Origin of the sequence: Bythopirellula goksoeyrii (assembly GCF_008065115.1) — a bacterium.
Taxonomy (GTDB): domain Bacteria; phylum Planctomycetota; class Planctomycetia; order Pirellulales; family Lacipirellulaceae; genus Bythopirellula; species Bythopirellula goksoeyrii.
Genome location: NZ_CP042913.1, coordinates 5377431 through 5396929, shown reverse-complemented (window position 1 = coordinate 5396929; position 19499 = coordinate 5377431). Strand labels below are relative to the sequence as shown.

Below are 19499 nucleotides of genomic sequence, written 5' to 3'. Positions count from 1 at the left end.
CGCTAGCGGGAGCCTGCGACTGTGATTTTCAGAACCATGGGCCTGGCGCCCATGGCTATAAGGAATTGTGTTTTAGCGTAATCTTGTTTTGGCAATGCCTTCTTGTTCAGCACCGCGGCGGCGGAAGAAAACATAGAGTGCCACCAAGAGCGGGGGAATCGGCGGGATGAGGATCGCATAGAGTTTATAGCGATCCTGCACACCGCGTACTTCCTGTTCGGTGGCGTAGCTGATCTGCTTCAGCTTACGGCTCCGCCGAGTCTCAATGGACTTCATCTGGTTCTCAAGGCGTTCTTGTTCGCGTATGCGGACGGCTTCCTTGCGTTGATCGCGAGCGGTGGGACTCAGGCCCTCGATCTTGTCTACCGCGGCAAGATTTTCCTCAAAACGCTTCTGAGCCTCTTCGATTTCTTTTTGAATCTCGTTGACGAAATCTTCTTGCTGCTTGAGCGATTCGTCGCGATATTTTTGAGTTGATTCATCGACCTTTGCCAAAGTGCGATGCTCGCGGGTTTTCTTGCGAATCTCAATAAACCGGTCGTCGCCAGCCAGGGCATCGATGATGTTCAAGATGAAAGTCACATTTTGCGTCGCCGGAAGAATCTCGCCGTCGCCGCTCTGGCGGATGAAGAAGAAGTCAGGGATCATCCAATCGATGTCAGCAACGACCACGGCATTGATTTCTCGTTCTTTCACTTCCGTGGTATCGATGTCGTCGTCGGTGTATTCTTCATCCTTGGATTTGTCATCTTCTTCGCCGGACGCTGAAGCGACCCCGCCGTCGTCAAGCTTGGGAGCTGTGACGCCGGCTAGTTCCAGATCGTCGTCAGTGAGCTTGCCGTAGACGTGGGCGGCCATGATGTATGAGTTTTTGGTGAGTTGACGGCTGAAGACTTGGGAGTTCTGGGCCTGTCGTCGGACTGCCAGGGCGTCCACAGTGCCGGCATTCCCACTGCCTGTGACGGCGAGTTGCTCGAAGTTGAGTTTCGATCCTTCTGCCTTGGTGATCGAACCAGGATAGATCAACAGCAATTGATTGAGGCCAGAGGAAATAATACTTTCCAGATTGAAGGGCTCCTGGGCCCCGTTGCCCGAATCGATGAAGATCCATTGGGGGTCAGCATAGGCTCTCACGGTTTGGTCCGGAGCGTAGTCTTGCCAGACAACTTCCATCGGTTCGACGTTGACGCCCAGAACGCGCCAGAGTTGTTCGATATCCCCCTTAGGCATCGGCTGACCGCCTCCAAACATCCCCATGCCAGGGGATTGTTTCGGCTCGGCTGTGCCGGCGATATCCTGGGGAAAGAAATGCGGATGCGGGTCTTCGAGAATCGCGGCGGGGGTTCCGCTACGCACGGCGTCGACCAGGTGGTCCATCTCTTCGGGGCCGAGCATCGAAGGTTGAATCACCAGCAGCACATCGTAATTGCCTTTGAGAGGTTGCGCGAGATCGACGGCTCGGTCGTCCACGTCGTATTGCTTACGGAGTTCGGTAATCAGCGGCCATTCTCGGGCGCGATCCGCACCAGGATTCAGAAACGGAATCCCCGTGTCGACAATTCCCACTTTGAGCATTTCTTCCTGGGTCACGGTGGCGATGGATCGCACGAGTTCATATTCCACCGGGATGCCCTTGTCCATGAAGGGGATCACCACTTTGCCGAGGCCGGAGGTCACCGCTGCACCGAGGAAGAAAGATTCTTGCGTCCGTTCGCGGCCTTTGGTAATGACAACCTCGCGGGGAGTGATGCCATAAGTTTGCTCGGCCAAGACGGCTTCGGGGCCGTAGTTTTCGATCTCGTGAATTTTGACCTGCACCTTGTCGCCGCTGAGAGCTTCGAGTTCTGATAAAGTGGTAAGAAGGTTGAGCTTCGTCGACGTGTATTCCGCCGGAACTTGAGGGCTCACATAGGCATCGATTTGGATCGTATTTGCCTCAGGATCGTCTTTGATCTCCTTTATGTGTTCAACCGTGTCTGGGGAGAGCGAACTAAGCTGGGCACTACTCACATCCGCACGCAGGAAATTACGGTTGTTGGCCAATTGGGTCAGCCCAATCGCGACTGCCAGCAGTGCCAGCGCCCGTATCGCATAGTGTCCGACCAGTGAGTTCCCATCTTCCTGAGAACTCCAGTGACGTCGACCGATCAGCACCATGCAAATGTAGAGCATGACCACAGCGAGCATGATGAAGTAGGTGGCTCCACCCAGGCTAATCACGCCCCGTTCGAAGTCTTTAAATCTTTCCAAGGCACCCCACTGGCGAACCGTTTGTGCAATCGCGGGATTCTTGATGAACCAGTCCGACACGCCAAAGAGTGCCAGCGGCATATTGAACAGGGTACCGAGGATGAAACCCACGGTGAGATTTTGGGTCAAGAACGAGGCAACCATACCGATCGCGATCATAGCCAAGCCAATGAACCAGTAACCGATGTAGGTGCTGACAAAGAGTCCCCCGTCGGGGTCTCCGAGGCCCCATTTGAAGACCAGAAAAATTGAAAATGCGGAGAACAATAGCGATACGGTAAAGATTGCCACACCGGCAAGGTACTTGCCAAGCACGACGTCGAAATCGCTCGCTGGGGAGGTTAGCAACAATTCATCGGTCCCTTGGCGGCGTTCTTCGGCCCAGATGCTCATGGTGATCGCCGGGATGAAGACCAACATAATGAATGGCAGCCAGCGACTGAGTTGGTCGAGATTTGCCAGATTGCTCGAGAAAAACTCGGGGGGCCAGAAGGTAGCCAAAGAACTCAACACCACGAAAACGCAAATAAATGCGTAGCCCGTGGGGTTGGAAAAGTAGCTCACAAAATCGCGTTTGAAAATCGACTTCAGAACGTTCCAATTCATATCGGTATAGATCCTGTCGGTCTCTGAGTAACTCTATAATCCAAGTGGTAAGCTAGCTTGCAACGGTTAATGCGTGGAAGCGGTCATCGAGGTTGTTATGTTCAAAAGCCAGTTCTTGCGGTGTGCCGTCAAACACGAGTCGGCCTTCATTGATAAACACAACTCGATTACACATCGCTTCCACTTCTTGCAGGATGTGTGTTGAGAGCAGGATTGTCTTCGTTTCGCCTAGCTCACGAATCATCTTGCGTACTTCGCGAATCTGATTGGGATCGAGTCCTGCCGTGGGTTCGTCGAGAATCAGTACGTCGGGATTGTGCAGCAGGGCTTGGGCCATGCCGACGCGCTGACGATAGCCTTTGGAGAGCTTGCCGATCGGCTTGCCGATCACGGATGCGAGATTACATGTCTTCACAACGGCTTCGATTCGCTTGTCGAGTTCTGTTGGGCCCATGCCGCGCAAGTTCCCAAAGAAAGTCAATAGACTACGGGGTGTCATATCGGGATAGAGCGGGCCATTTTCGGGAAGATACCCCAAGCGATCGGCACCTTTGAGCCGGTCGGTAGCCATGTTGTAGCCGGCCACTTTGGCGTAGCCTTCCGAGGGGGCCAAGTAACCAGTCAAGAGTTTCATCGTGGTACTCTTGCCAGCACCATTAGGACCCAGGAATGCGGCGACTTCTCCTTTGTTGATGGCGAAGGATACATCTCGCGCCGCCGCAAAGCTGCCATAGAACTTCGAGAGGCCGATAGCCTCGATCATCGGTTCACCGGCGGTTGAAATCGTGGTGGCTTGGTTTGGCTCTGTTTGGCTCATCAAGTTCTCACAGTCGGAGAGAGGATCAAAATATATGTAAAAACTCGAACTACAACGTGACGGGGACCCCATCCGCCGAGCAGGAATTCAGGCGTAGGAGGTAGCTGAGGCGGGATTCAACCACGCTTGGCAGGAGGTGCCCGCCAACGAGACCACTCCCGGCAGGCAATCCGACCGCAAGTGATGGGCTAGAGATTAACCCCATTCCAGGGGATTTGTCTAGTCCGCTACCCACCTAAGCAGCGCTACGCCGTAAGGTTCCTGGAAGTTCGCCGGTGGCCAGAAAAAATCCGAAAAAACCGGAGTTCGTGGTTTCTAAGCTGCCGAGAGACTCTCCAGGGCTTCACAGGTAGCAGACATAGTCGCGGGGACATCAATCTCTTGGACCCAATGGCTGCACCGGCTCTGGACGTCTGGATCATGGAGCAATCGGCTCAATGCACTTCCCAGATTTTCCCCCGTAAACCGTTTGGGACGCAGAATGTCGGCCACTCCCAGGTTTTTCAGCCTCATGGCATTATCGAGTTGATCGTAGGCCATGGGCATGACGATATGTGGTAACCCTGCCGCCAGGCCTTGAGCACAAGTGCCAATCCCGCCGTGATGCACCAGGGCTGCGCACTGCGGCAGAAGACTGCTCATCGGCACAAAGTGGCAATGTTTGATTGTCGGGGGGAGCTCCGTGGGGAGTTGTTCAGGGTACTTGGTCAGAAGGATTCCTCGGCGATCCAGTCGTTGGCAGGCCTCGATGGCTGCGGCAAAGAACTTTTCACCAGCCGTCATCGCCGACCCGGGGGCAAATACAATCGGCGGACTGCCACTCTGCAAAAAGTCTTGTACCTCTGGCTGAAGTTCTTCTTGTCCTGACTGGTCCCATAAGGGGAACCCCGTGAGTTGTGTTTGCGGAGGCCAGTCGGGTTGCGGCGGGGCAAACCATTTTGGGAACAATCCCAGTACCAATTTTGGAGAAAAATACCACTCGTGCATGACCCTTCGCACCGGAGGAAGTCCCAATTCTCCTCGGAGGCCATTCAACTCACTGCCGACGAGGTAGTCGACCATTTTGTCTGCCAGCCAAAACTGAAACCTCCGCAACGATCGAGGGACCCAATTCTGCATAAGCATGCCAAACATCTGCGGGGACTGGTGAAAGCTGCGCAGTGCAATCGGCGCGAAATGCACACTTGCCAGTGGCGTGCCAAACTTGTCGTGATGAATTCGGCTCGCCAAGTCCAAACAGTGAGCAACCAGAATAGTTTCGCCCGCTTTGGTGTTTGCCGCGATGATGTCATAGAGTTCTCGCAGGGACTTCGAGAAGCTCTTGCCCACGACCAAGATGGGGCCCTTCATGGGATGCCAGAGATCCGGATGGCGGGTCAACTCGTCATACTCTTCGGTCGTACCCACGGGCAGAAACTCAAGGCCGACCGACTCCACGATTGCCTGGAAATGGGGATTGGTGACGAGCGTCACCTGATGGCCGCGGCTACGGAGCGCCGAGCCAAGTCCGACCATTGGAAAAACATCGCCGTAGCTGCCCAGGGCGGAAATCAAGAATCGCATCTACGGCCTGTTAGAGAGTGAATCGAAGAAATTCCCATTTCGAGTACAAGCATCGTTGCAGTGCGAAACCCATGTGGCAAGGGGAGCGGAGTTGCGATGATAGCCTCGACAAATCACAATGAAGACTGTGATACACTCCCAATTGTAGACTTCGGCCGCAACCAACGAATTGAAGAAATGGACCGCGGATGAACGCTGATTTAGCGGATACTCGCAGATGGATTGGAGAACAATCAAGGATCCGCGCATATCCGCCCAATCCGCGAATATCCGCGGCTAATTTCTTCCTTTACTATCTCATGCAATGCAACGTGTACTGAACTTCGACGTCAGAATCTAGACAAGCCTGGAACAGATCTCTTATGGCCGACCCAACGCTACCCGACGACAGCGACGACGAATTCGAACTCGAAGCGGTCGATCCTGAAATACTCGAGCATAGCCGCCGCCGAACCGAGCGGCAGATTCGCGATACCGAAACTCGTGCCGCGCGGTTGGAAATCTATGAACAGCCAGAACAGAGCGATCCCTTCACGCTGGATGATTTCAAAGCAATTCGCTTCTCGACGCGGCATCTGTTGATCGCCACGGCACTGTTGGCGATTGCGATGGCGTTTTATGTGCGAATGGGTGGTGGCGTGATCTTGATCGTGTGGCTGGCAGCTCTCGGCGCTGGTTGGTGGTGGGTAACACGCAAAGAACGCGCAGTAGAAGAAGCGAGGCGTCGCCGTCTGCAAGAGGCTGCAGATCGACTGGCCGCCCAGAAGAACGACGATGGCGAACTCATTGCCGCTAAGGTAGAGCCCACGTTTGTTGAGCCAGATGAAGTGCTCCCGAGAAAGCCGGCACTAAGTTTTTCGTTTTCAATCAAACAAATCCTCGGCACGATGGCAGTTGCCGCGGTGCTGCTGACTCTGGCTAACTACTTCGGTGCCGAAGGGGCCGCCCTCTTGTTGGGCGCGATCGCGGTCGTTGGCCTCGTGATTCAGATCCTAGGAGTCGAGTTGCCCGGAATCGTGGTCTTCGGCTGGTGGATCCTATTGGTGCTCTACTTGGTGATGAGCGTCTGGGCGATTTTCTTTGCGGGGGGGAGTGGGGGGTAGGGTGGCCGATCAATATATCGCGAATGCAACCACGCGGTCTCAGATCGAACGGATCTGCCGCAATTCGGGCTACGAGCCAACCATTATCTGTACGCCTGCCGAACTCATGGAACCGGAATGATGAAAACGATGACAAATGATCCAATTGTTGCCGAAGTCCGGGCGGTGAGAGAAAAACATGCAGCCCAGTTCAGTTATGACCTCAAAGAGATATTCAAAAACATCCAGCATCACCAGAAATCATCCGGTCGCAACTACGTTCGCTATCCTGCTCGACCTGCTGTTGCAATGGATTCCACAAAGTCGACCGAATAGCATCATTGCAAGATGACGGAGGAATCTTAATCATGAAGTGCTCGGAAAGTGAAGATAGTGGAGTGGTCTAGGCAAGATGCTTGCTACGTTGGCAGTCCACCGGGTTTGCTATTTGGAGAATGCCATGGAACTGATGAGCGAGAGGTATTTGAGCATCTCGGTCAGATCGTGGATGAGACGATTGAGTTGTATCGACAAGATGGTAAACCTCTCCCGTTGCCAACCTCAGGACGCAACTAGGCGAACAAGATGCAAGGGGTAGCCTGACGGCTCTTTCAAACTCAAGTAGGCTTAAGTATGAAAATGAACAAAGACCTTCGTACCCCTCTCACTGATACTTTAAGATTTGATCTACTCACCGTATTCAGTGTCCTCACAATGTGGGGGATACTTCTTACTGCGATGAGGCTTATTGGTATCCCACCATTCGGCTTTGCCTTCGTCTCGCTATTATTAGTTTCAGTAGGTGCTGCGAGGTTTGTTTTCCTCGGACTCAACCATCCTCGGCTCATATCGATGGGGACAGGACTTTTCATCACACTGATTGTCGAGATGACGCTTCGAAGGGTGCAAGGGTTACCTGGCGGGTTGGGCGTCGCACTCATTCCCTTGGGAATTGCTTACGGTGCGTCTGCGGATTTATTCATTTCTAGCACACTCCGGCTCGCTCAATGGATGCGGTCGAGCTTCACGAATCGAAGCAGTTAACCGTCCGGAAAGGCATTCGATTTAGCATTTCATTTTCATTGAGGCTATTCAACGTGCAAATCTGCCAACTAGTTCCGAAGGGGTAGCGTTGAGAAAAATCACTATGTGCATACAATCAATCGCCGCTTTCGTACTGTCGGCAGCGCTGCTGGCAACAACAGCGCTTGGTCAAGTCACCACCCTTGAGCAACCAGCACCGGCAGCAGCTCTTATCTCTTATCCTCATGCCACCGAACCGATCGGCTCGGTACGGGAGATTTACGATGGCGTGCTCTCGCCGGAAATGGCCGTCAATACTTTTCGGAACATCGATCGGCTGTTTCACACGCGGACGGTTCCACGATCAGTCGAGCCAATGCCGTTGCCACCGGCGGAGATTCCGCTCGTGAATGTCAGCTTCCATGACGGGGACAAACGCTACGACCTTATTGATTACCTCTACGTGAACAAGATCTCCGCGCTATTGGTGCTGAAGGAGGGGCGGGTGAAGCTGGAATTGTATCGCTTCGGCAATTCGCCACAGACCCGCTGGATGTCGATGTCGGTAGCGAAGTCGATTACCTCCACACTCATCGGTGCTGCTCTCAAAGAGGGTTTTATCGAGAGTCTCTCCGACGATGTGACCGAGTACGTGCCGGCACTTGCCGGGAGCGCGTACGACGGGGTCAGCATCCGAGACGTGTTGATGATGGCGTCGGGAGTCGGCTGGAGCGAGGAGTATACGGACTCTGCGTCCGATCGCCGGCGGCTGCTCGAGGCGCAGATCTCGCAAGAGCCTGGCGGGGCCCTGGCCGTGATGAAGAGCCTCTCCAGGGTGGCAGAGCCTGGCACGCTGAACAACTACAACACGGGCGAAACGCAAGTGGTGGGTGAAGTTTTGCGCGGAGCAATTGATCGACCACTGGCGACGTATCTTTCGGAGCGAATCTGGAGCAAGTTCGGGATGGAGTCCGACGCGAACTGGTGGCTTGAATCTGAGGACGGGATCGAGATTGGAGGGAGCGGATTCAGTGCAACCTTGCGCGACTATGGTCGCTTTGGCCTGTTCCTCCTCAACGGAGGAATTGCCGATGGCGAAACCATTCTGCCCGCAGGCTGGATACACGAGGCAACCACACCGAAGGTCCTCAAGGGGGGAACCCCCTTGGAGTACGGATACCTGTGGTGGACGGGCACGACCCCGTCTTCACGCGAGGACGGTGCCTACATGGCCATGGGTATCCACGGGCAAACGCTTTATGTGAACCCCGTCGCGAAGGTGGTGGTCGTGGCCTGGGGTGCGCGGCCTGAGCCAATGGCAGAGGACATCATTGACGACTGGTTGTTCTGTGATGCTGTGGCGGAATCGCTAGAGTAACTCCTCGGTTGGGATCGCAGAAGTTTTATGGCTTCAGAGTTTGTACGTATCGATCGCACAATCCTTAGCCGGAGGCACACATGCCTCCGGGATTTCCGGACCGCGTGGCGGGTCCGGCTAGGAAATGTACTCAAAGCGTATCGAGTCGACGAAATGCTACTTGGCGGTGCTTTGAGTCTCCAGCCACCCCTTCACGTTCGCTTCGAGAACATCCAGCGGTACGCCTCCCGCGCTCAGTACCACGTTGTGGAACTCTCGAACATCAAAGTTCTCTCCCAATTGCTCTTCGGCCAGGGCACGAAGCTCGCGGATTTTTAGTTCGCCGACTTTGTACGCCAGTGCCTGCCCCGGCCAACTGATGTAGCGATCGACTTCGGCTTGGATGTCGTGTTTGGCCAGGGCGGAGTTCTCGGTGAGAAACTCAATCGCCTGAGCGCGGGTCCAGCCGAAGTAGTGCATCCCGGTGTCAACAACTAGCCGGCAGGCGCGCCACATTTCCATCGTGAGCCGACCGAAGTTACTGTAGGGGTCTTGATAGAATCCAGCCTCCAATCCCAGCCGTTCGGAGTAGAGTCCCCAGCCTTCGACGAAGGCCGTGAAATCAGTGAACCGTCGAAACGTAGGCATGCCCTCCATCTCCTGTTGCAACGCCAACTGCAAATGATGCCCTGGAACGGCTTCGTGCAATGAGAGAGCTTCGATGTTGAACAAGGGCCGACTCTTCAGGTCGTAGGTATTCACATAATAGAATCCTGCCTTGGTGCCGTCACCGGTAGGAGTTTGGTAGTAAGCAGCCGTCGTGCGGGGAGCAATGTATTCGGGAACGGGGCGAATTCCATAGGGCGTCCGCGGCAATTTTGCAAACAACTGGGGCAGCTTGCCGTCCATAGTTTTTAGAACCAAGGCCACCTCTTTCATCAATTGCTCTTCGCTCGTCGCATAGAACTGGGGATCGGAGCGCAGGAACTCGACAAACTCGGCGAAGTCTCCATCAAATTCAAGCTGATCAATGATGGCTTGCATCTCACCGCGGATTCGCTCTACTTCGGCAAGCCCCAATTGGTGGACTTCGTCGGGGGTCATGTCGGTTGTAGTGAAGCTCCGTACGCGATGGCGATAGAACTCACGGCCGTCGGGCAATGCCGAGGCGGCGATTGTGTCGCGCGCTCGGGGCACGTATTCCTCGGCCATGAACGATCTTAGTTTTTCATAGCTAGGAACAACGGCGGTGGAAATCGCATCGCGGGCAGAAGCTCGTAAACGGTCGTGTTCAGATTCTGCAACGGTAGTGGGAAACTTCTTGAACGGTTCGAAGAGTGTGCTGTGTTCTGGATCGGCAACGATCTGGGCATCGATGGCGGTTTCCCAGCCTTCCAGCACGACGGCGGGAAGGACCTTTCCTGAGGCGACCCCGGCGCGCATCAATTCGAGATGCCCGTCCGTGTATTGGGGAAAGGCCCGCAGCCTGGCAAGGTAGTTTTCGTAATCGACGAGCGATTCCAAAGGAACGTCGCGGTAGAGTTGGGGAAACGAAATGTGGAATCCGTTGCGCTGCGTGATCGGCATCAGATGGGTGCCAAACCGGTATTCGGCCAGGTCGTCGTTGAGCAAGCGAACCAGAATGGCATGGTTGATCTGATCGTCAGTTGAAAGCTTCTGAGCATCGACTGCCTTCAGTTGGTTCAGAAACTCCTGCTCCGCCTTGTTGCGTCGCTCGGCGTCGGCCAGCGAAACTTCCCCCAATTGATCATTGAATCGTCGGTCGCCGGTGGCCGTGGCGAAGAGTGGTGATTCACGTAGGCGGTACTGCCAGTAGTCTTCGACTAGAATATCGAAGGTCACCTGATCAGTTTGCTCAGCACGTGAGAAAGGTAAGACGGCCAACCAGCCGAGACAAACGAGGGGAATTAGGGTGCGATTCATGGAGAGAATCATAGCCCATCTTGGTCCATGAGACCATGCTTGAGCAGCTACCTTGGCAATTCACTGCTACACCTACTCACTAGCCGGACCACCACGTGGTCCGGGAATAGTGAGAGAGCGTTCAAGCCGGTCCCGGAGGACATAGTCCTCCGGCTTGGGTTGACCGTTAGTCGATGTTGCTACTGAGCCCGCGTTCGCGTCGCATGGTCAGGTTGCTGGCGATTTGCGTGTCGGTAAAGAAGAACGGCGCCACCCAGGAATTTGCATTGGTAGGAACCATGACCGCGACACTAACGTTCGTAGTGTCTTCGGTGATTACGCTCGGAGTTACGGTAACCTGGGCACCTGAAATCAATGTTGCATCGAGCACGAATCGCGCGGCGGCTTCAACGTTTGCCGCTGTGGCACCGGGAACGATGCCTCGCCGACAACCTTCGTACACCGAGTTTTCCACAGTTTGCCGAATCATGTTCACCCGCGAGAATTCTAGCGCGGCGAAGGTAAACAAGAAAAGCACGGGACAGCAGATCGCAAACTCTACTACTGTAGCGCCAAGGCGGCTACTGCCTCTTTCAAATTGTCTACTGCTTATACGCATGGTTTCCCCTGGAGTATTCTTTAGATCGCACGGAGCTTTGCTCAATCGGTAAACATCACAGGCAGAGTCAACGCGATCTCTTCAAAGATATCCTGTAAGGCCGCGGCGTTGGGGGCGATGTAGTGGTTGCCACCCGTGGCATCGGCAATTGCCTGCATTTCAGTCGGATTGGCTTCGCCGAATGAAATGGTATGGATGACGATATCCTCGGCAGCCGCCTGGGGTGCTACCGTACTAGGCTGCACACCTTGTGTGTAAGCCCCGTCACTCATTAGCACCATCGTCTTCGCGGCATAGGGTCTTGCCTGGGCCGAAGTCAATACCTCGATTCCCCTGAGAATGCCGGCCGAAATATCAGTCATGCCGTTGAACTTGGTGTTCGAAAGAGTTTGCATTGCGTTTGTTGCATCTGTGTAGTTTTCGCTTAGCACCTGGTTGGTTGTTGCGGCATAGTTGGTGTGACCACAAGCGGAGTAGTTGCTTCCATAAGACACTAGTGCCAGATGCTCAGTTTGTGGTGTTGTGAGTAAGGCATCCTTGAAACGGGTCACCGCCACGGACAAAGCGCCCCACCGGCTCAACGACATGTTCGGTGTCTGGCAGAATCGCGAATCGCCCGTTGACATTACAGGTGCCGTATCGGTGAGGTAGAGTTTCATCGAACTTGAGCGGTCCACGACAAGGCAAATATCTCGGTCCAAGCGGACCACGGTGGCAAGCTGTGTTGGCTCGAAGTCAAACACACTAAAGACCCTACCGAACAACGTAGGAATGCTACCTGAGGGGGCCGTTTGCGTGCGTCGGCCGTTGACTCGGACCGCATTGATTGGTTCCTCACCCGCCACAAAGTCCCAGGCGCCACCTGCCTGCTGTTCGGAATTGCCAAAGACAATGTCGCTGTCATCTAACACCAACGGAGTGCCCGCAACCAGGTTGGCTTGGGCAAGCGTTTTGGCTGCTTCACGCGAAGCGTCCAGATCTTGCTGTCGAGAGAGCGATTCACCAGCTGCTCGCGCAGCGGCATCCGTTGCCGAGCGAAGTCTCGTGCGGCACAACTGCATGTAGGCTACGTCGACCGAAAGGACGACACTTGCCAAGAAAACGATAATCAAGAAACTTGCCAGGACAGAGATGGTTCCCTTCCGACAGTTCTCGGATTTGATCAAGCGATGAGTTGTTTGGTAGTTGGATAACATGGCAGGAACCTCAAGGTTAGAAAAGCAGAGAGTAAAGGTTATTCTTTGACCATCGTTGTCGTGACCGATAACGTTTTTCCTCCGAAAAACCAAGGCGGCAATAGAGCGTTCTGGTCGCAAGGAGCAGTGGCAGTTAATGAGATTTGTGTTCCACGAGGCGTCGTGGCGACATTCGCTGGCGAAATCGCCAGAGCAGCACCTGCGACGTCCCGCGCATCGATAAGCGTATCAAACCTATCTATCACGTCACTATTGGTTGAGTCGAAATTTATTGCTACACGAACTGCTTCATAGCTGGCGATCGAAAGACTGTGATTCAGAAAAACCATTGTGCACGCCTCGATCGAGGCCAGTACCAGCATGACAAACAGGGGCAGAACAAGTGCCAACTCCGTGGCGGCGACACCGCGGTGCGATTGTTGGCATCCTGCCTGGCTTGCTCGTCGACGATGTATCAACATGCCTGAACTTTCAGCAGAGAATTAATAGGGTTGGTTGGAACAAGTTATCGCTCGACAGTGTGTGACTGCTGGCAATAAGTAGGTTGGATGAAAACGTTGATAGAGTGAAAAAGTAGGAGTGAGGAGAAGGCTCCACTGTAAACCTATGTCAAACGATAGCCTCGGGAGGAAAAGCAAAGAAAAATTTGGCTAGCGGGGCCTCCAGACGCGCTGCCATATTCCGTCTGTGACGAATACAACGAGAAGCTGGCCTGTTGGGAAGAGTCGAAGCGAGAAGAAATAGATCGCGGAAGAACACGGATTCAGCGGATCGTCGCGGATGAAGAAAGTAACTATTCTGATTTGATCTGCGCAAATCCGCGCAATCCGCGACCATCCGTGTTCTATTTCTTACTTTGACAACTGATTTGAGACCTTTCCACGAGAGGCGGTCGAGACTTGCTCTTCTGATTTCGATGCAATGCCGGTTGTCAATCGGCTAGGCGACTCGCGACTTGGGGGACCCCAGTGGTTGTTCTTCTCTTCTCAGCCGATACTGGCGAGCCCGGCACAATAAGCAGGGCATGTAGACCATGGCCCCGCAGCCTCGGCAGCGGTGGGCGACTACCTCAGGTGCGTCCCTGGAATAACTCACACACGATTCGCGCCCATGCAGACCACGGCGACCGTTGGCGATGGAATTCACGACGCCCCGACTGACTCCCAGCTTCAGCGCAATCCTGCGCTGCGAGAGTTGCCCCGCATCCAACAGGCGGCGGATTTCCAGGACCTGCTCTAATGCCAACATGACTGGGGCTCCCTTCGGCGTTGCTGGGAAGGTGCCAGTTCGACCTCGTCTCCGTCGTCATCGGTCCAAAAATCCCCAACCTCCGGGAGCGGATCTCGCTGGTCTTCGTCGGGAACAAACACCTCCCAGGGGTCATCATTCCAGGGCGGTTCGCCGTTCTCAAAAGGAGGCGGATCGGTGCGAGATGAGAATAGCCTTTCCACAGAACGGGCCCTCCAGAATGCGGTTTCTGCTCTAAAACGGGCTCCCGAGGGAGCGTTGCCTGACAAGCAAAAACCTAGCAGAACAGGTGGCCAAAAACTATACGTATGTACAGTATTTTTCTGTAGGGTTTCTGTGGGCGGTTTTTCCGAGAAATAGGCCAAGCGCAGGTCTCAATATGCTCCCTAGACAAAGCGCGGCTAGTTATAGCCGCAACCCGCAGGGGAGCGATTGAGTCGAGCAACGAGGAAAGCCATCTTTTATTTCGATGTATCAAGAGTCATCGTAAGGGCTTGCGCCAACTGTATCTGATGAATGAATAGGTGTCCCATTCCAGAGGCTGCGATCGAGTACCCACATTTCAGCCTAGTGCGACGAAGACTCTGCAAAGAGTCCGTGGATTGACATTGGTCGAGTGCCCAATGGTATGCAAGTGACGGCGAGGAAATAGTTTCCGGGATACCTAAGCTCACAGCGCTGCCGAGTGAGTTTTTCGTGGGAGATGCTGATGTAACATCGCACTGAGGATTGTCCAACCGCCCTTGATTCGAGGAAACCAAAACTGGACCAGATTGTGCTCACCGCTGCAACGATAGGGGAGTTTGACAATCAGCAGTTTGTCATCCCGTCCGTGAATTCCACTGCGCTATCGGAAATCCATTTCGACTCTCTGACAGCGCGTTTCGGCATGGTGCCGAAAGCAAGAACTGCTCACACTCTTCGTCGGCCCAACAGCGCCAGCCCGCTGAGGGCTAGGAGCGAGAGCGAGGTCGGTTCAGGGATGGGAGTTGTGTCGACCTGGATGTCGGCGATGGAGTAGAGCGAACTGCCGTTGACGGAGACGGACGTGCGAGCGGTGCCATCGAGGTTTGCCTTGTAAAGGGTGCCGCCGACGCTGAAGTACATGAGACCATCGGTCGTATCGATGCCGATGGCGCGCGGGCTGCCGAGGCCGGAGGCGAGGGTGGTGATGCTCCCGCCGCCAAGTGTGGAGGAGCGGACTTCTTGGGTATCGCTGCCGACGGTGTAGTAGACAGTGCTCGTGTCGAAGTCGATGTCCATCTTATTAATGGCGTCGGCGCGGCCGCTGGCGGTGAATTGGCGGGTGACGCCTCCTCCGGCAAGTGTGGAGGAGTTCAGGGCGATCCTACCCGCGTTGGCGCCGTTGTCGCTGGTCCAGTAGAGGCGCCCGGCGTCGGTGTCGAGGGAGATATTAGCGACGTCGTTGATCGTGTAGGTCAGTCCGCCGCCGTTGTTGGGGGCGAGACTAGTGTTCGTGTGGACCGTGGCCAAGCCCGTGCCGTCGGTCTGGACGCGGCTGATGGAGCGATCGGCATTGGTGCCTGAGTCGACGGAGAAGTAGAGCGTGTCGGTCGTAGTGTCGAGCTCGATGTCGCCCGAACCGCCCAAGAGGCCGGAAATGACAGTTTCCTGAGAGGAGCCATCGAGGTTGGCCCGACCGATACTGGTGCCAAAGGTGTAGTAGATCTTACCCGCGTCGACGTCGAGCGCGACGGCCCGCGGGTCGAGTCCAGGAAGGCTCACGATGTCCTCATTTGTGCTGGCGGCGAGGGTAGTGGGGATGAGTTGGCGTTCGATGGCATCGCCGAAGCCGACTTCGGCGTAGTAAACCGTGTTGGCGTGGGCCGAGGCGGCGAGGAACGAGAGGCCGACGGCGGCGACGATGGCGGAGGATGTGGAATTCAAGAGGTTCATAAGACAGTTCTCTCTGTGTGAGTAAAAATTGAGAAAAGAGTAGGAGTTGGGTGCGTATTAAGTCTCACTTCAGGTGTCGCCGCAGTCCCACCACTAGGCCACCAAACGCCAGCAGCACTAATGACGCGGGATCGGAGGTGATAAGCACAAAAAAAACCACTGACGGTTTGCGCAACTTTGTACGCAGACCGTCAGTGGGCTTCTGAGTGGGTGAGGTTGTAGGCTCGCATTAGCATGACCTGTAGGGGTAAAAGTCCCTGGGCCCCCCACGATAACAGCGATGCGCCGTCGGATCAAGCAATTTGTGGCAATATCTGATTATTTAGTTTTGATGCCTTTGGACCCAATACACCAGCAGATCAAACAGAGGCATTACTCTCAGCTGCCGCTGGTCGCTCCTGTTCAAGAATTTCTAAGGCCAAGAAATAGAACGCGGACGATCGCGGATTGAATTGATCTGCGCGGAGTTGGATTGTGCGTTGCTCCAGAAATTGCCGATCTGGAGAGAATACTGGCGTGAAGAATCCGTGCTAATTGTCCTCAAGGGCAAGCTCAATGTCTTTGCGATGTCCTTGCCGATGTTTACGTTTCCCATCTTTGTCATGCATAAATCTTGAGCTGGTGTTGGAGCCGAATATCTTCACCGAGTCGGCCATTCCGCGTGGCACAACCAATGCAAAGCAGTAATAGGCCATGTCCAACGTGGCAATTCCAGGGCGTTCTTTTCCAATGCGAATGACGAGCGTGCGGTTGAGGAGTACTGGTGTCTGAAGCCAGACTTTGATTGATCCGGAACCCTCTGTGTCTCGAACAAGCAGCAAGGATTCTGTACTAAAGTCGAGATCGAACTTATTTATTGCCTCGATGAACTCTGGCTTTTTGTTCCAATGAGGCTCCTCGGCTACAGACTCAAGAAATGTTTGCAACTCCGCCGCAGAATTGATTAAGCATGTGTCGAAATGCTGATAACCATGTTCTCGGGCAGGGATATCAATCTGCTGAAGCTCAACAGTATTGCTCGATCCAGTTGCTTCGGGTTCGTCCACCTCTGGCGGTGGTTTCACCTTTGCACCAAAATTCACATCCTCTTGAGCTTCACAACCGAGATTAGAAAGCAAGCACAGGAAAACAAGAATGGGAACGCGGCAAGAGATTTGTGAATGAAGCTGCATTCTTCCAATATCGCAAGATTCCTAGATTTTGCCAGACTCGCTGATCGTGACCTGCCGCAACCGTCAGATAGTCAGTACTAGTGCCGCTGCCCGAGCCGGCAACCTTGTGCCTGTGTGGCATGGACTTATTGGCGGCAAGTGGCACCCTCGCGGAATTATCGACCCCCCGCTGCTTACGGCAGCCGCGGCTAAGTTCCTGGGTTTGGCAGGCCGCCGCGTCCTGGCAACGCCAGTTTCACCGCCATCTTGCACGGCGAACTAGGATCGGAATGCTACACTAAAAAGTTGTTACCTGCGTAGGTGGGAGTGAACCTTGGGCACTGAATTATCATCCTAATTGATTCGATAAGATACTGACTCCCAAAGAACATCCCAACCTAAGATTAGCAAATGTACACACCCTCAAGTTTTCGAGTGACCGATCCCTCTCTGACCAATGCTTTCATCCGAGAGCAGAGTTTTGGCCTTTTGTTAACTACGGAAGGAGGCAGGATACATGACACTCATACACCTTTTCTTCTGACGGATGATGAACGCTATCTTTGCGGCCATATCGCCAAGGCAAACCCTCAGTGGAAAAGTTGGGACCTACATACAACAGCGACGGTTATTTTCACAGGCCCTCACTCTTATATCTCCCCATCTTATTATGCTTCAGACTTTAATGTTCCAACCTGGAACTACACTGCCGTTACTGTGAGAGGCCCACTTTCCATCCTCAGCGAAGAAGAGCTAGTAGTGAATTTTATTGACTCTTTGGTATCTCACTATGAAGATGAGAAGAGCGCCCCCTGGTCACTTAACCATTCTGACGAAAGATATATGCAACTGCTTTCAAGTATCGTTGCGTTCCAAGTTGAAGTTGCAGAGGTGGAGACAAGCTTCAAGCTCAATCAGAATAAAAGCTTAGAAGACCAGAAGAGTGTGATGCATCAATTGAGGCAATCCAGTTCTCCAATGGACCGTCAGGTCGCTTCTTTGATGGAGAAAAATATCTAAATTCAAGAGCTTGTCACAAGTTCCGAGGTTTGGCTCACCGCCGCTGGATATGGCTAGCTCTGCAACCTGCCTCGGAGTTTCACGCCGAAGCTCGATATGAAGACTAGCCTTGAAGCAAATCTATGGCCCAGATTCGGTGGATAAATGGAATGAACTAACCCCCAGCTGTGTCGAACCCACAGGTATTGCCCTTGTATTCTGGCTCGTGAAAACAGAAGCTTGTGGTGGAAAAAAGACAAGTTCAATCGATTCATGATAAAAGTGAGATTGCCATGACAACCCGAGAATTCGTGCCCTATCTGAGCGTCACCGACGCCAATGAAGCGGTTGCGTTTTACTCACGTGTATTCGAGTCAGAGCCCTCGCTGCTGTTGAAAATGCCCGATGGTAAAGTCATGCATTGCGAATTTTGTTTTGATGGAGCGAGATTCTTCTTGAGCGAAGAACTACCCGAACACGGTGGTACGCCGAGCCCCGCGTCATTAGGTGCAACAACGGTGGCCATTCATCTCTACGTGGATGATTGCGACGCAATGGTGGCCCAAATGAAGAAACACGGTGCGGAGGTTGTCATGGAGCCAACAGATGTGTTTTGGGGAGAACGATTCGCACGAGTGCGAGACCCCTTTGGACACGAATGGGGTGTAACTATGCGTTTACACGACATGACCCAGGCGGAAATCATGGCCGCAGCTGAGAATCTCTTCGAGAGTGCGGCTGACTAGTAGAGGCACTTCCACTTCACCGTTCGACGCTAGTTCCTAACTGCACTCGGCGTTTCACGCCGGTGCAGCGATCGACCAGCGTAACCGAGCGGCGGCGATATACGTCGATTCTAGATGTCGCCGGATTTCGCCGCTCCAGCTCACGCAATTGTTCGTCGATGTTTTCGTGGTGGGATGGCGACCTTGCCGTTTGGAATCACAAGTCCTTTGTGGCCGATGGATTCGGCGCGTTTAGCAATTCGAGGAATTCAGATTTACCGATTCCCCCTGCTCGCCAACGCAAAGCATTTCCCTGTGGATCGGTAATGATCGTGACTGGCGCGCCGCCGACGTTGTAACGGGATAACACCGCAGCAGTGTCTGGGTTATCCACGTCAATTGCCACTGGGATGAATTGTGCATTGACCGATGTCTTCACCTCTTCATCAGCCCACACTTGACGTTTCATTACTCGGCAGGGAACACACCACTCTCCCGTAAAGTAGAGGATAATCGGTTTGCCAGAGTCGGCGGCATGTTGCTGAGCCGAAGTGTAATTGTCAGCCCAAGCGATGTTATTGGTGGGGACGTAGAAGCAGTACCAGGCGTAAGCAAGTGAGACAACGAGGAATGTAAGCCAGAAGCATCGCCAGAAATGGAAGATTCTCTTTCGGGCCGGCGGCGGTTCGGAGTTGCCGGACGATGGCAATTGGGATGACGATTTATTCATTGATGCGTGGGTGCTCATACCCCTTGGCGAGGAACAAGAATTCTACGGCGCAGCGCCGTATATCTCTCGAACAGACGGGATTATACAGCGCCTCGCCTTGTACCGCCTAGCTTCCAGCGGGCGGGGCGGAAACAATGAGCCTGTAGCAGGAGAACGCCCAAAAACTGCACCGGATTCATCGTCTTCCGCTGTCAAACATAGCCACGGCTAAGTTCCGGGGTTTGGCACGCTGCCGCTAGGTATAGGTTTATCTACTATACAGACTTTGACAGCTTGGACCAGAATCGCTACAT

General features: G+C 53.9%; 19 protein-coding genes. 7 read left to right on the top strand and 12 right to left on the bottom strand.

Going from position 1 to position 19499, the window contains the following annotated elements; translation table 11 throughout:
* Positions 1-72: 72 nt before the first annotated feature.
* The 3 genes from Pr1d_RS21340 to Pr1d_RS21330 form a co-directional block, all read right to left on the bottom strand.
* Entirely contained in the window at positions 73-2856 is a 2784-nt protein-coding gene (locus tag Pr1d_RS21340; RefSeq protein WP_148075424.1) for a Gldg family protein, read from the bottom strand.
* 52 nt (positions 2857-2908) lie between these two features.
* Positions 2909-3673, bottom strand: a complete 765-nt coding sequence (locus Pr1d_RS21335; RefSeq protein WP_238476558.1) for an ABC transporter ATP-binding protein — start codon at positions 3671-3673, stop codon at positions 2909-2911.
* 315 nt (positions 3674-3988) lie between these two features.
* Positions 3989-5236, bottom strand: coding sequence for a glycosyltransferase (locus Pr1d_RS21330; protein ID WP_148075423.1), 1248 nt, complete (start codon positions 5234-5236; stop codon positions 3989-3991).
* Positions 5237-5598: 362 nt separating this feature from the next.
* Between Pr1d_RS21330 and Pr1d_RS21325 the strand changes: the two genes are divergently transcribed.
* From Pr1d_RS21325 to Pr1d_RS21305, 4 genes are all read left to right on the top strand, one after another.
* Positions 5599-6339: a hypothetical protein gene (locus tag Pr1d_RS21325; RefSeq protein ID WP_148075422.1), complete on the top strand. Its 741-nt coding sequence runs from the start codon at positions 5599-5601 to the stop codon at positions 6337-6339.
* Positions 6340-6468: 129 nt separating this feature from the next.
* Positions 6469-6654: a hypothetical protein gene (locus Pr1d_RS21320; protein ID WP_148075421.1), complete on the top strand. Its 186-nt coding sequence runs from the start codon at positions 6469-6471 to the stop codon at positions 6652-6654.
* Between the two features lie 297 nt (positions 6655-6951).
* Positions 6952-7362: a hypothetical protein gene (locus tag Pr1d_RS21310; protein ID WP_148075419.1), complete on the top strand. Its 411-nt coding sequence runs from the start codon at positions 6952-6954 to the stop codon at positions 7360-7362.
* 103 nt (positions 7363-7465) lie between these two features.
* The gene (locus Pr1d_RS21305) at positions 7466-8719 is read left to right on the top strand and encodes a serine hydrolase domain-containing protein (protein WP_148075418.1); all 1254 of its coding nucleotides are present in this window, start codon (positions 7466-7468) and stop codon (positions 8717-8719) included.
* Between the two features lie 156 nt (positions 8720-8875).
* On the opposite strand, the gene Pr1d_RS21300 is transcribed toward Pr1d_RS21305, so the two are convergent.
* The 8 genes from Pr1d_RS21300 to Pr1d_RS21265 all read right to left on the bottom strand — a co-directional run bounded on the left by Pr1d_RS21300 (position 8876) and on the right by Pr1d_RS21265 (position 16773).
* Positions 8876-10642, bottom strand: coding sequence for a DUF885 domain-containing protein (locus Pr1d_RS21300; protein WP_168205397.1), 1767 nt, complete (start codon positions 10640-10642; stop codon positions 8876-8878).
* A 166-nt stretch (positions 10643-10808) separates the two neighbouring features.
* Positions 10809-11240, bottom strand: coding sequence for a TadE family protein (locus Pr1d_RS21295; protein WP_148075416.1), 432 nt, complete (start codon positions 11238-11240; stop codon positions 10809-10811).
* Between the two features lie 41 nt (positions 11241-11281).
* Positions 11282-12436 carry a vWA domain-containing protein gene (locus tag Pr1d_RS21290; RefSeq protein WP_148075415.1) on the bottom strand — a complete coding sequence of 385 codons (1155 nt, stop codon included), beginning with the start codon at positions 12434-12436 and terminating at the stop codon, positions 11282-11284.
* A 38-nt stretch (positions 12437-12474) separates the two neighbouring features.
* Positions 12475-12897, bottom strand: coding sequence for a TadE/TadG family type IV pilus assembly protein (locus tag Pr1d_RS21285; protein WP_148075414.1), 423 nt, complete (start codon positions 12895-12897; stop codon positions 12475-12477).
* A 478-nt stretch (positions 12898-13375) separates the two neighbouring features.
* Entirely contained in the window at positions 13376-13684 is a 309-nt protein-coding gene (locus tag Pr1d_RS21280; RefSeq protein WP_148075413.1) for a helix-turn-helix domain-containing protein, read from the bottom strand.
* On the bottom strand, positions 13672-13887 hold the full coding sequence (locus Pr1d_RS21275) for a hypothetical protein (protein WP_148075412.1): 216 nt from the start codon (positions 13885-13887) through the stop codon (positions 13672-13674). The genes Pr1d_RS21280 and Pr1d_RS21275 overlap by 13 nt, the downstream gene beginning before the upstream one ends.
* A gap of 709 nt (positions 13888-14596) precedes the next feature.
* Positions 14597-15601, bottom strand: a complete 1005-nt coding sequence (locus tag Pr1d_RS21270; protein WP_148075411.1) for a PEP-CTERM sorting domain-containing protein — start codon at positions 15599-15601, stop codon at positions 14597-14599.
* Between the two features lie 530 nt (positions 15602-16131).
* Positions 16132-16773 (bottom strand): hypothetical protein, encoded by a 642-nt coding sequence (locus tag Pr1d_RS21265; protein ID WP_148075410.1) that lies wholly within the window; start codon positions 16771-16773, stop codon positions 16132-16134.
* Between the two features lie 28 nt (positions 16774-16801).
* Between Pr1d_RS21265 and Pr1d_RS21260 the strand changes: the two genes are divergently transcribed.
* The 3 genes from Pr1d_RS21260 (at position 16802) to Pr1d_RS21250 (ending at position 18497) form a co-directional block, all read left to right on the top strand.
* Positions 16802-17035, top strand: a complete 234-nt coding sequence (locus Pr1d_RS21260; RefSeq protein WP_148075409.1) for a hypothetical protein — start codon at positions 16802-16804, stop codon at positions 17033-17035.
* A 128-nt stretch (positions 17036-17163) separates the two neighbouring features.
* Entirely contained in the window at positions 17164-17772 is a 609-nt protein-coding gene (locus tag Pr1d_RS21255) for an FMN-binding negative transcriptional regulator (protein ID WP_148075408.1), read from the top strand.
* Positions 17773-18044: 272 nt separating this feature from the next.
* A complete protein-coding gene (locus tag Pr1d_RS21250; protein ID WP_148075407.1) occupies positions 18045-18497 on the top strand; it encodes a VOC family protein in 453 nt (150 codons plus the stop codon).
* Positions 18498-18693: 196 nt separating this feature from the next.
* Here the strand turns inward: Pr1d_RS21250 and Pr1d_RS21245 are convergent, their stop codons facing one another.
* Positions 18694-19206 carry a thioredoxin family protein gene (locus Pr1d_RS21245; protein ID WP_148075406.1) on the bottom strand — a complete coding sequence of 171 codons (513 nt, stop codon included), beginning with the start codon at positions 19204-19206 and terminating at the stop codon, positions 18694-18696.
* Positions 19207-19499 lie beyond the last annotated feature (293 nt).